Origin of the sequence: Brachybacterium sp. p3-SID1565 (genome assembly GCF_025143785.1) — a bacterium.
GTDB lineage: Bacteria > Actinomycetota > Actinomycetes > Actinomycetales > Dermabacteraceae > Brachybacterium > Brachybacterium epidermidis.
In genome coordinates this window covers 37323-48470 of the sequence record NZ_JAMBDS010000016.1, presented here as the reverse complement: position 1 = coordinate 48470, position 11148 = coordinate 37323, and the positions used below count along the sequence as shown (strand labels likewise).

Below are 11148 nucleotides of genomic sequence, written 5' to 3'. Positions count from 1 at the left end.
CCCGCGCCGTCGACCGCCTTTGTCCTCAGCTCCTCACTCCGCGGAGGCGAGGGCGGCGGCCGGGGCGGTGCGCGCGGCGGCGCGGCCCGGCAGGACCGAGGCCAGCGCCCCGGCGGCGAGGGCCAGCACCAGCACGATCACGAGGCGGCCCCAGGGGATCGTGATCGAGACCGGATAGGTCGAGCCCAGCAGTGCGATGATCCCGAGCACGCCGTAGAGGGACCCGATCAGCAGCCCCAGCACGGCGCCGACCGCGGCAAGCAGCACTCCCTCCCAGCCGAGCATCGCCCGCATCTGCCGGCGCGTCGTGCCCAGGGCGCGCAGCAGCGCGTTCTCCCCGGTGCGCTCGACCACACCGAGGCTGAGCGTGTTGGCGACCCCGACCAGGGCGACGAGCACCGCGACCGCGAGCAGAGCCACGGTGATGCCCAGCAGGATGTCGAGGATCTGCGCGTAGGACTCGCGCTCGGCGCCGCCGGGAACGCTGCTCGCCCCTTCGAAGCCCTCGGAAGCGGAGAGCTCGTCGACCGAGGAGAGCAGCTCGAACACGTCGATCCCCTCGCGCTCGGCGGTGCCGGGATCGGCGAAGTCAGCGAGCACGACCGGGGTGGTCCCCTCCCCGAGGAGCTGCTCGAGCGTCGCCGGGGTCACCAGCGACATCTGCAGGTTCGCATCCACCTGGACGCGCAGGTCGTGGCTCTGCCCGTCGGCCCCCTCGAGGGAGAGGACCTGGCCGTCGTGGACCCCGAAGCGCTCGGCCCGCTCCTGGCCGAGCAGCACCGTGCCGTCGGCGAGCTCGTCCGCCATCTCGGGACGGTGGGAGACCTCCCGCACCGTCTCGGGGGTCACGGAGTACAGGGTCATCGGCTCGCCGGCGCCGACCTCGACGTCCCCGCGCTCCCCGGCGTGGGCGGCATCCATGCCCTCGATCGCGGCGACCCGTTCGGCGGCATCCTCGGGCATCGCCTCCGCGGAGAGGACCAGGTCGATCGGCCGACGGGAGTCCAGCTCCGAGGTCAGGGTCGCCTCCGCAGTGCGGGCGCCGACAGTCATCATCGTCATGAGCGTGGTGCCGATCAGGAGGGCCGCGATCGTCGCCGCGCTGCGGCGCGGGTTGCGGGCCACGTTCGCCCCGGCGATCCGGGCGGGCAGCCCGCCCAGCAGCGCCCCGAGACGGGCGGCGAGGGCCGCGAGGGGCCGGGTGAGCGTGACGAGCACGAGCATCACGCCGGTGAAGCTCAGCACCCCGCCGCTGATCGCAGCGAGGATGCCGAGCGCGGCGACCCCGTTCAGGGCCAGCGCGGTGCCGCCGACGAGCGCGGCCACGCCGAGCACCACGGCCACCAGGCCCAGCACGCCGCGCACCCCGAGCCCGCGGGTGACGGCGGGCGGCTGCGGGCGCAGCGCCTGCAGCGGCGCGACCCGGGTGGCGGAGCGCATCGGGGCGAGGCTCGCGAGCACGGCGATCGCGACGCCCGCCAGCAGCGGAAGCAGCACCGACCACAGGCTCACCGGCACCGGGGCGACGCCGTTCAGCCAGCCGAGCCCGGCGGCGCCCGCGAGCGCGGCCTGGACCAGCAGGTGCCCGGCGACCACGCCGACCGCCGCGCCGAGCAGCCCGACCAGCAGCGACTCGCGCAGCACCACGGAGCGGACCTGGGCGCGGGTCGCGCCGAGGGTGCGCAGCAGCGCGAGGGAGCGGGTGCGCTGCGCGAGCGTGACGGCGAAGGTGTTCGCGATGACGACGGCGCTGGTGAACAGCGCGATCACCACGAACACGCCGAGGAACATCCCGAGCGCTCCGAAGCCCTGCATGAGGGCGCTGGCGGCTTCCTCCTCGGCCTCCTCGACGCCGCGCACGGTGATGCCCTCGGCGGCGGAGGCCGAGGCGGCCTCGGCCACCGCGGCGGGGTCCTCGCCGTCGGGGACCGTGGCGAGCCAGGTGTCGGTGGTCGTCCCGGCGGTCGGCCCGAGCAGGGCGGCGGCGTTGACGTCCTGGAGCATCAGGCGCGGGGTGCCGCCGAAGACTGCGCCGGCGGGGTCGACGGCGATGCCGGAGACGGTGAGCGTCCGCTCCGTCTCCTGCGCGGGGTCCTCGCCCCTGGCCGGGCCGGAGCCCTGCACGGTGATCGGGTCGCCGACCCCCACCTCGAGGGCGTCGGCGGCGGAGCGGGAGAGCACGATCTCGGACTCGGCACCGGCGGCGGAGCCCTCCTCGAGGGAGTCCTCCTGGCCGGGCGGGAGCATCGTGGCCTCGAAGAACCCGCTGCCGCTCGTCGAGCTCGCCTCGAGATAGCTGCGGGGCGCGGGCCACACGGCCTCGGCGCCCTCGACCTCGGGGGCCGGAAGCGGCTCCTCGGAGGCCCAGTCCTCATCGGACAGCTCGCGCTGGACCTCCAGGTCCGCGCCCTCGTACATCTGGGAGGCCTGGGAGCGCAGGGAGGCCTGCATCAGGTTCCCGGCCAGCACCATGATCGCGACGAAGGCGCAGGACAGGGCGATGGTGACGACCGCAGCGAGGTGACGGCGCACCGGGGTCAGCTTCACGGTGGAGCGAGCCATCAGCGCTGCTCCTGCCCCTGAGGCGCGGAGCGCGCGGTGCGGATCCCGCGCAGGTCCTCGTCGGAGGCGATCCGACCGTCGGCGAGGGTGAGGATCCGGTCGGCGCGCTCGGCGGCGTCCCGCTCGTGGGTGACCATCACGACGGTCTGGCCGAACTCGTCCACCGAGAGGCGCAGGAAGTCCAGCACCTCCTCGGTGGTGCGGGAGTCGAGGTTGCCGGTGGGCTCGTCGGCGAAGACCACGGCCGGGGAGGTGACCAGCGCGCGGGAGATCGCCACGCGCTGGATCTGTCCTCCGGAGAGCTGGGAGGGCAGGTGGTCGAGTCGGTCCGCGATCCCGAAGGCCGAGGTGAGCGTGTCCAGCCAGGCGCGGTCCACGCGGGTCCCGGCCAGCTCGAGGGGGAGCAGGATGTTCTGCTCCGCGCTCAGCATCGGCAGCAGGTTGAACGACTGGAACACGAAGCCGATCCGCTCGCGGCGAAGGCGGGTCAGGGCGTCGTCGTGCAGCGAGGTGATCTCTACGCCCTCGAGCTCGATCGAGCCGGAGGTGACCTCGTCGAGGCCGGCGAGGACGTGCAGCAGAGTCGACTTGCCCGAGCCGGAGGGGCCCATGATCGCGGTGAAGGCGCCGCGGGTGATGTCGAGGTCCACGGCGTCCAGCGCCGTGACGGTGCCGGCGCCGCTGCCGTAGGTGCGGGTCACGGCGCGGGCGCGCAGCGCGACGGGGTCGCCGGAGGCGTCGGTGGAGGGCGGGGGAGCGGCCTGGGCGGCAGTGGTCATCGGGCAGTCCTTCGCGAAGGGGTCATGATGTCGACCCCGATGCTTCCCGAGCGGGGGCCCCGCAGTCGTCAGCCCCCGGTCGCGGCCTTGCGGACCGGGCGAGACCGGGGGAGGGGAGACCGTCATACCCAGGGATGACGCGGCCTCGACCACCGACCGCGCGGCGCGCGAGAGCGGCAGCGCGGGCCGGAGCCCGGCGCCGCCTGCGGGTCATTGCTCGCCGGGGGTGACCAGCCCGGTCTCGAAGGCGATGATCACGGCCTGGACCCGGTCGCGAGCACCGAGCTTGGCGAGGACCCGTCCCACATGGGTCTTCACCGTCGCCTCGGCGACGAACAGCTGCGCGCCGATCTCCCGGTTCGAGCGGCCCCGTCCCATCAGGGTGAGCACCTCACGCTCGCGCTCAGTGAGCTCCGCGAGGACGGAGCTGTCCTGCTCGGCGGGCTCGGGGGTGGCGACCACCCGTTCCAGGAGCCGACGGGTCGCCGACGGGGCGATCACCGCATCGCCGCGGTGGACCGTGCGGATCGCGCCGAGGAGGTCCTCGGGCTGGGCGTCCTTGAGCAGGAAGCCGCTGGCCCCGGCGCGGATCGCGGCGAGCACGTACTCGTCGAGGTCGAAGGTGGTCAGCACGATGATCTTCGGGGCCCGCTCGACGGGCAGCCGCTCCAGGAGCGTCGAGGTCGCCTCGATCCCGTCCATCCGCGGCATCCGCACGTCCATCAGCACCACGTCGACGCTGCGGGCGGACAGCTCGCGCACGGCCTCGGCGCCGTCGGTGGCCTGCAGCACGACCTCCATGTCGTCCTGGGAGTCGATCACCATGGCGAAGCCGGTGCGCACCAGCGGCTGGTCGTCCACCAGCGCGACGCGCAGGGGATGGTCGGCGATCTCGGTCATGGGGTCTCTCCTCGAGGGTCGTCGGCCGCGGGGCCGGGGTCGGTGGTGGTGTAGGGGGAGGCGGGGCCGTCGGCCTCGGCGGCCGTGCCATGGATGGCGGGCAGCGGCACGGTCGCCCGCACACGGTAGCCGCGGGAGGGGAGCGGCCCGGCCTGCAGCGCCCCGCCGAGCACGCTCATCCGCTCCCGCATCCCGGTCAGGCCGTGGCCGAGTCCGTCGGAGGTCGGGTCGGTGCCCTGGCCGTCGTCGACGACCTCGATCACGAGGCCCTCGGCGCCTCGGACCAGGCGCACGGAGGCGCTCGCGCCGGGCCCGGCGTGCTTGAGCACGTTGGTCAGCGCCTCCTGCACCAGGCGGAACACGGACATGCCGACCGACGAGGGGAGCTGGCCGAGGGAGCCCTCGACCTCGAGGTCGACCTCGAGGCCCGCGGCGCGGACGCGCTCAAGCAGCTCGGGCAGCTGCTCGGGGCCCGGCTGCGGACCGAAGCTGGTCTCGTCCTCCTGACGCAGCACGCCCAGCAGGGAGCGCATGTCGGCGAGCGCGGCGCGGCCGGTCTCTCCGATCGTGCCGAGCACCTCCACGGCCTTCTCCGGCTTCTGGGAGGCGACGAAGCGACCGCCGTCGGCCTGCGCGATGATCACGGAGAGGGAGTGGGCCACGACGTCGTGCATCTCGCGGGCGATGCGGGCGCGCTCGTCGGCGACGGCGAGCGCGGTGCGCTGCTCCCGCTCGCGCACCGCCTGCTCGGCCCGGTCGCGGGTCAGGGCGAGCTGACGCACCCGGGCCCGCTGCAGGTTGGCGAGGGCCCAGATCGCGATGATCGTGATCGTGCCGATGATGCCCAGGCCCACGAAGGTGATCGCCGCCTGGCCGACGCCGCCGTACTCGCTAAGCAGCGCGGCGATCCCGAACCAGCTCGCCTGGACGAGCACCCCGAGCATCCCCGCGGCCACACCGATGAGGTGCACGGCGGTGGTGCCGTAGGCGACGGCGCAGAACATCGCGTAGAAGGTCATCGCGTCGCCCGCGACGACCGGGGTGCCGACCAGCACGTGGGAGACGGCGAGCACGCCGATCACGATCACTCCCAGCAGGGGGCGGGTGCGGCAGACCGCCCCCGCGAGCACCATCGGAACCGAGAACGGCACCCACCAGCCGATCACCCCGCCGCCGAGACCGAAGAGCAGCATGAGCGCAGCGGCCGTCCCGAAGCCGATCAGGTCGACGGTGCCGGGGTTCTCGATGATCCAGCGGAAGGGATCGCGGAATCCGCGACCGGTCCGGCCGGGCTGAGGGGCCGAACCGGCGCTGTGCGGCCCCGCGGGAGCGTCGGGGGAGCGGCCGGTGGTCATGTCCACGAGAGTACGGGCGCGGCGGCGCCGCGGCGTCAGACCGCAGTCGGACGGAAGGGCCGTGTGCCTGCGGGGCCCGTCACGCGTGCGGCTCTCGCCTCCGGACGGCCCGGACCGCGTGACGCTGCGGTCACAGCAGACGCTGGGGCGGCTCGAGCAGCTCGGGCCCTTCGTTTCCCACTCGTCCCACGGCCGGATCTACCTCGCGGGGAGCCAGCAGGGCGTCATCCAGCAGGTGCGCGTCATCGTTGATCCAGGCCGCGGCGGCTTCCTTGTGATCCATCGAGGTGTCCAGCCAAGTTTCGACCTGGTGGCGCGGGAGCATCACCGGGGTGCGGTCGTGGATCTGGGCGAGGTCACCGGTGGCCTCGCGCGTGATGATGGTGGCGCTCAGCAGGAAGGCGCCGTCGTCACTGGCCGCAGGGCCCTGGTGACCGCCGGGACCCTTCCACCAGGAGACCAGGGCTGCCATGTACAGGCGGGAGCCGTCGGCCGGGGCGATGAAGAACGGCTGCTTGCGCTTGCCGTCCTCGCCCCGCACCCACTCGTAGTACCCGTCCATGGGGACGATCGCCCGGTGCCGCGCCAGGCTGCCGCGGAAGCTGGGCTTCTCGGCGATGGTCTCCCGTCTCGCGTTGAACGTGCGCGAGGAGAAGGACTCGTCCTTCGCGAACGGGGGCAGCAACCCCCAGCGGGCCACCCGCAGGGCCCGCAGCACCTCACCGGTCTCCTTGTCGATCGACTCGGTGACCACGTGGATCGGTGCGGTGGGAGGGATGTTCCAGCGCTTGCGCAGGCCCGGATCGGTGAGGTCCACCGCGCCCAGGTCATCCAGCAGCGGCTCGATCTCCTGGTAGAAGGCGAAGCGGCCGCACATCTCAGACGCCCTTGGGGCCGTTCGGCTCGCTCGTGCCGTCTCCCTTGGTGCCGAGGGACCCGGTCTCGGGGTCGATCTCGCCCTCTGAGGGAACGGAGGAGCCGCCCTCGGTGCCCGCGCGGGGGGTGAGGCGGGCATCCTCGGAGACGTAGGAGTCAGAGTCGCGGTGCAGGTTCTGCAGGCGGATGTCGCGGCCGTCGTCCACGATTCCCTGGTACTTCTCCTCCTGCTTCTTGGCGCCCTCGTCGTCGCGCAGCGGGAGGGTGAGGGAATCCTCGGCGGGCTTGCCGGACTCGAGCTCCATCGCACGCTCGTACTCGGCATCCACCTCGGCACCCATGATGATCACGATGTTGATCACCCACAGAGCGAACAGCACCGCCATGATGCTGCCGATCGCACCGTAGCTGGAGTAGCTGGCCAGGGTGGCCATGTAGATCGACACCGCCACCGCCGCGATGATGATGCCCAGCACCGCGAACACACCGCCGGGGGAGACCAGGCGGAACGGCTTCTTGATGTTCGGGGCGGCCCAGTACAGCAGCGAGAGGATCACGAACAGGAACAGCAGGATCACGGGCCACTTCACCCAGGCCCAGATCGGCAGGAACGACTCGGTGAGGAAGGTGAGCAGTCCACCGGCGCCGATGGTGCTGGCGATCGGCCCCAGCAGGGCGTCCACCAGGGTCTGGTTCAGCAGGATCGAGATCGCGATGATCAGCAGGCTCAGGATCAGCCCCAGGGTGATCGCGAGCATGGTGCCGGTCTGCCTCACGAAGCCGCGGCCCTCGGGGATGTCGTAGATCTGGTTGGAGGTTCGCGAGTACGCCTTGACGTACGCGGAGGCGGACCACAGCGCGGTGGCGATACCGATGATCAGGGCGATGGTGCCGCCGGTCGCCGATCCCATCAGGGACTCGACGGTGGAGTCGACCAGGCTGCCCAGGCCCTGCTCGGAGGCCCCCGAGGAGGACGCGGCGGCCTGCTTGATCAGCTCCGCGATCTCATCTTTGAGGTCCGACAGCAGCAGGGTGGCCAGGGAGAACAGCGCCAGCAGGGTGGGAGCGATCGACAGCACCATGAAGTAGGTGAGCTTCGCGGCCTGGTCCGTCCCGCCGTCGCGCGAGAACTCGGTGAGCACCCGCTTGGCCATGTACTTGATGGACTGCCCGCTCAGGCGGGTGCCCTTCTTCTCGGTCGACTTATCGGTCGAGACGGCCATGAACACTCTCCTGGGGGATCGGGGTGCACTCGGGGACCGTGCGGCACGGGGTGCTGCACCTGGTGCGCCCTCATCCTGCCACGATCAGGGGAGGCTGGTCCGACTGCGGGTGGGAAGGACCGGGTGGTCCGTGGCCGCGCGAGGGGCGGATCGTCCGGGCCGGGGTTGTCCACACGGATCGGGCGCGCGCTCGCGGTTATCCACAATCCACGGCCGGGCAGTGCGCCGGGGAGCACAACTGCCTACCGTGGCCGGCGTGATGACCACATCACATCGGAGTCGCCGAGCTCGGAGCACAAGGGGGAGAAGACGTGGTGGATGCCGTCACGATCCTCGAGAGCGAATCGCGCGAACTGATCCGCCGCCGAGGTCTGGACGTGCGCGGGGACCAGTTGGAGCCGCTGATCCGGGAGGTCGCCGCTGACTACGACCGGCGGGCCTCCACCGGCACGGTGCCCTTGGTGCACGACATGGATCCGCTGATCGCGGAGGTGGCTGCCCGGATCGGCGGCTTCGGTCCCCTGCAGGAGATGCTGGACGATCCGTCCGTCGAGGAGATCTGGCTGAACTCGCCCAGCGAGGTCTTCGTCGCCCGCAACGGGCGCAGCGAGCTGACACCGCTCGTGCTCACCGACGCCGAGGTGCGCGGGATCGTCGAGCGGATGCTGGTCAGCTCCGGCCGGCGCCTGGACCTTTCCACCCCGTTCGTGGACGCGCTCCTGCCCGACGGCTCCCGGTTGCACTGTGTCATCCCTGCGGTCACCCGCACCCACTTCGCCGTCAACATCCGGAAGTTCGTGGCTCGAGCGCACGACCTGGAGGGCATGGTGGGGCTGGGCTCGCTCACACCCCAGGCCGCAGGTTTCCTCGATGCCGCGGTGGCCTCCGGGCTCAACGTGATCGTGTCCGGGGCAACCGGCGCCGGCAAGACGACCTTCCTGCGGTGCCTGGCCCAGTCGGTGGGTGCCCGGGAACGCGTCGTCACCATCGAGGAGGTCTTCGAGCTCGACCTGGGACTGCGCGATGTGGTTGCCATGCAGACCCGGCAGGCCAATCTGGAGGGGACCGGCGAGATCTCGATGCGCCGCCTGGTCAAGGAGGCCCTGCGCATGCGGCCCAGTCGGATCATCGTCGGGGAGGTGCGTGAGGCCGAGGCGCTGGACATGCTGATAGCGCTGAACAGCGGACTGCCGGGACTGGCCTCGATCCACGCCAACTCGGCGCGCGATGCGGTCACGAAGCTGTGCACGCTTCCCCTTCTTGCTGGTGAGAACGTGTCCAGCAGGTTCGTCGTGCCCACGGTCGCCGGGTCGATCGATCTGGTGGTCCACCTGGACATGCTGGCGGACGGCCGCCGGCGCGTGCGTGAGATCGCGGGCCTGACCGGCCGCGTCGAGAACGATGTCATCGAGGTCTCCGACATCTTCTCGCTGCGTGATGACAGGCTGGTGCGGGGGGACGGCCATCCGCCTCACCCCGAGCGCTTCGCCCGTGCCGGGCACGACCTCTCACGCCTGCTGGGCGGGCGGAGGGCGGCATGACAGACGGCGCCTTCCTGGGGCTCATGGCCGGCCTGGGCCTGCTGGCGATCTGGTGGTCGATGTGGGAGCAGGAGGAGAGCCAGAGCCGTCCCGGGCCGGTGGCCGGTCTGCTCGACCGGATGCGGGACGATCTGGTGAGGGTGGGCCTGGGAACGGTAACCCCGGCAGCGGTGCCCGCGCTGAGTGCCGGTCTCGGCCTGGTGGTGGCCGCCGCTGTATGGGCGCCATCCGGAGCTGTGGTCCCTGCCCTCGCACTCGGGCTGGTGGCGAGCCTCCTGCCCATGATGGTGCTGCGGGCCGCAGCCCGGCGCCGCACCACGGCCCTCCGAGAGGTGTGGCCCGAGGCAGTCGATCACATCGCCTCGGCGATCCGCGCGGGAATGTCGCTTCCCGAGGCTCTGGTGCAGCTCAGCAGGAAGGGGCCCGAGCAGCTGCAGCCCGCCTTCGTCGAGTTCAGCCGTGACTACCAGGCCAGTGGAGACTTCTCCAACAGCCTGGATCGGCTCAAGGTCCGGCTGGCCGATCCCGTCGGGGATCGGATCGTCGAGGCCCTGCGGATCACCCGCGATGTCGGCGGTACCGATCTCGGTATCCTGCTGCGTACCCTCTCCTCCTTCCTGCGGGAGGACGCCCGCACCCGGTCCGAGCTCGAGGCCCGGCAGTCGTGGACGATCAACGCCGCCCGATTGGCCCTGGCCGCACCGTGGATCGTCCTGGCATTGATGTCCACCCGTCCTCAGGCCGCCCAGGCCTACGATTCCACGGCCGGACTGGTGATGATCCTGATCGGCGGTGCCGTGTCGCTGGTGGCCTACCGGGTGATGCTGATGATCGCGCGGCTCCCGCAGGACGAGAGGGTGCTGCGATGAGCGCCCCGGGAACCGTGGTGGCCGGGGCTCTGCTGGGCCTGGTGCTCGGGACCGGCCTCGCTCTCATCGCCGGGCGCCTGCCGTGGCTGCGACAGCGGGATCTCGCGGCACGCATCGATCCCTACCTGCGAAGGAGCTCGGCGAGTGCGCTGCTGGACTCCGCGGGGCCGCGCGGACGATCCAGGGTGGTCCTCGAGGCCCTCCTGGGGCCGGTAGCGGTGCGTGCCATCGGTGTGCTGGAGCGCCTCACCGGCGGTGCGGATCAGTTGGAGCGGCGCCTGCGAATGGCCGGCCGACGCAGCAGCGCGGACTCCTTCCGGATCGAGCAGGTCGTGTTCGGAGCAGCGGGGCTCGTGCTCGGCCTGGCAGCGGGACTGGCAGCGGTCGGGATCCGCGGTGCCAGCCCGCTGGTGGGTCTGGTGATCGTCGTACTCGGCACGGTCTCGGGCATCCTGCTGCGCGACTACCTCCTGGGCGTCGAGATCAAGCGGCGAGCGGCGCGCATGGCCCGGGAGTTCCCCACGGTGGCCGATCTGCTGGCCCTGGCGGTGGCCGCCGGCGAGAGCCCGATCGCTGCCATGGAGCGGGTGGCACGATCATCCTCAGGTGCGCTGCCGGACGAGTTCGCCGCCACCGTCGCGGAGATCCGCGCGGGGTCGAGCGTGTCCCAGGCCCTGGCCGCAATGGGCTCCCGCACCCCGCTCGAATCGCTGGCGCGCTTCGGCGAAGGGGTCTCGATCGCCATCGAACGCGGCACCCCGCTGGCGGAGGTGCTCCGGGCCCAGGCCCAGGACGCACGGGAGGCGTCCAAGCGCCAGCTGATGGAGACCGCCGGCCAGCGGGAGGTGCTGATGCTGATCCCGGTCGTCTTCTTCGTTCTTCCCCTGGTGATCGTGTTCGCGATCTTCCCGGGTCTCGCAGTCCTGGAGATCAGCCTGTGAACGCGCCCATCACCCCCGAAAGCCCAGGATCCCCCCGTGAACGATCGACCTGACAACCCATCATTCGCCCGGGAACGGTTCCCGGGCCTCACCCCAGGAGGC

At 71.7% G+C, this 11148-nt stretch carries 9 protein-coding genes; 3 read left to right on the top strand and 6 right to left on the bottom strand.

Annotation, left to right across the window (positions count from 1 at the left end; all coding sequences use genetic code 11):
• Positions 1-33: 33 nt before the first annotated feature.
• The 6 genes from M4D54_RS05855 to M4D54_RS05830 all read right to left on the bottom strand — a co-directional run bounded on the left by M4D54_RS05855 (position 34) and on the right by M4D54_RS05830 (position 7695).
• Positions 34-2562 carry an ABC transporter permease gene (locus M4D54_RS05855; RefSeq protein WP_259890676.1) on the bottom strand — a complete coding sequence of 843 codons (2529 nt, stop codon included), beginning with the start codon at positions 2560-2562 and terminating at the stop codon, positions 34-36.
• A complete protein-coding gene (locus M4D54_RS05850; RefSeq protein WP_193864710.1) occupies positions 2562-3341 on the bottom strand; it encodes an ABC transporter ATP-binding protein in 780 nt (259 codons plus the stop codon). Before M4D54_RS05850 ends, M4D54_RS05855 begins: the two co-directional genes overlap by 1 nt.
• 210 nt (positions 3342-3551) lie before the next feature.
• Entirely contained in the window at positions 3552-4241 is a 690-nt protein-coding gene (locus M4D54_RS05845) for a response regulator transcription factor (protein WP_193864711.1), read from the bottom strand.
• Positions 4238-5596 carry a sensor histidine kinase gene (locus tag M4D54_RS05840; RefSeq protein WP_228018472.1) on the bottom strand — a complete coding sequence of 453 codons (1359 nt, stop codon included), beginning with the start codon at positions 5594-5596 and terminating at the stop codon, positions 4238-4240. The genes M4D54_RS05845 and M4D54_RS05840 overlap by 4 nt, the downstream gene beginning before the upstream one ends.
• A 130-nt stretch (positions 5597-5726) precedes the next feature.
• A complete protein-coding gene (locus tag M4D54_RS05835) occupies positions 5727-6473 on the bottom strand; it encodes an SOS response-associated peptidase (protein WP_193864712.1) in 747 nt (248 codons plus the stop codon).
• Between the two features lies 1 nt (position 6474).
• The gene (locus M4D54_RS05830; protein WP_193864713.1) at positions 6475-7695 is read right to left on the bottom strand and encodes a YihY/virulence factor BrkB family protein; all 1221 of its coding nucleotides are present in this window, start codon (positions 7693-7695) and stop codon (positions 6475-6477) included.
• Between the two features lie 314 nt (positions 7696-8009).
• On the opposite strand from M4D54_RS05830, the gene M4D54_RS05825 reads away from it, so the two are divergent.
• From M4D54_RS05825 to M4D54_RS05815, 3 genes are read left to right on the top strand one after another with little or no spacing between them, the layout of a single operon-like run.
• Positions 8010-9236: a CpaF family protein gene (locus tag M4D54_RS05825; RefSeq protein ID WP_193864714.1), complete on the top strand. Its 1227-nt coding sequence runs from the start codon at positions 8010-8012 to the stop codon at positions 9234-9236.
• The gene (locus M4D54_RS05820; RefSeq protein ID WP_193864715.1) at positions 9233-10105 is read left to right on the top strand and encodes a type II secretion system F family protein; all 873 of its coding nucleotides are present in this window, start codon (positions 9233-9235) and stop codon (positions 10103-10105) included. The genes M4D54_RS05825 and M4D54_RS05820 overlap by 4 nt, the downstream gene beginning before the upstream one ends.
• Positions 10102-11046, top strand: coding sequence for a type II secretion system F family protein (locus M4D54_RS05815; RefSeq protein WP_193864716.1), 945 nt, complete (start codon positions 10102-10104; stop codon positions 11044-11046). The genes M4D54_RS05820 and M4D54_RS05815 overlap by 4 nt, the downstream gene beginning before the upstream one ends.
• Positions 11047-11148: the final 102 nt, after the last annotated feature.

Bases quoted from the DNA above. Each gene is read 5' to 3' on its own strand.
- M4D54_RS05855 (WP_259890676.1), bottom strand. From the start codon at position 2,562: ATGGCTCGCTCCACCGTGAAGCTGACCCCGGTGCGCCGTCACCTCGCT.
- M4D54_RS05850 (WP_193864710.1), bottom strand. From the start codon at position 3,341: ATGACCACTGCCGCCCAGGCCGCTCCCCCGCCCTCCACCGACGCCTCC.
- M4D54_RS05845 (WP_193864711.1), bottom strand. From the start codon at position 4,241: ATGACCGAGATCGCCGACCATCCCCTGCGCGTCGCGCTGGTGGACGAC.
- M4D54_RS05840 (WP_228018472.1), bottom strand. From the start codon at position 5,596: ATGACCACCGGCCGCTCCCCCGACGCTCCCGCGGGGCCGCACAGCGCC.
- M4D54_RS05835 (WP_193864712.1), bottom strand. From the start codon at position 6,473: ATGTGCGGCCGCTTCGCCTTCTACCAGGAGATCGAGCCGCTGCTGGAT.
- M4D54_RS05830 (WP_193864713.1), bottom strand. From the start codon at position 7,695: ATGGCCGTCTCGACCGATAAGTCGACCGAGAAGAAGGGCACCCGCCTG.
- M4D54_RS05820 (WP_193864715.1), top strand. From the start codon at position 9,233: ATGACAGACGGCGCCTTCCTGGGGCTCATGGCCGGCCTGGGCCTGCTG.
- M4D54_RS05815 (WP_193864716.1), top strand. From the start codon at position 10,102: ATGAGCGCCCCGGGAACCGTGGTGGCCGGGGCTCTGCTGGGCCTGGTG.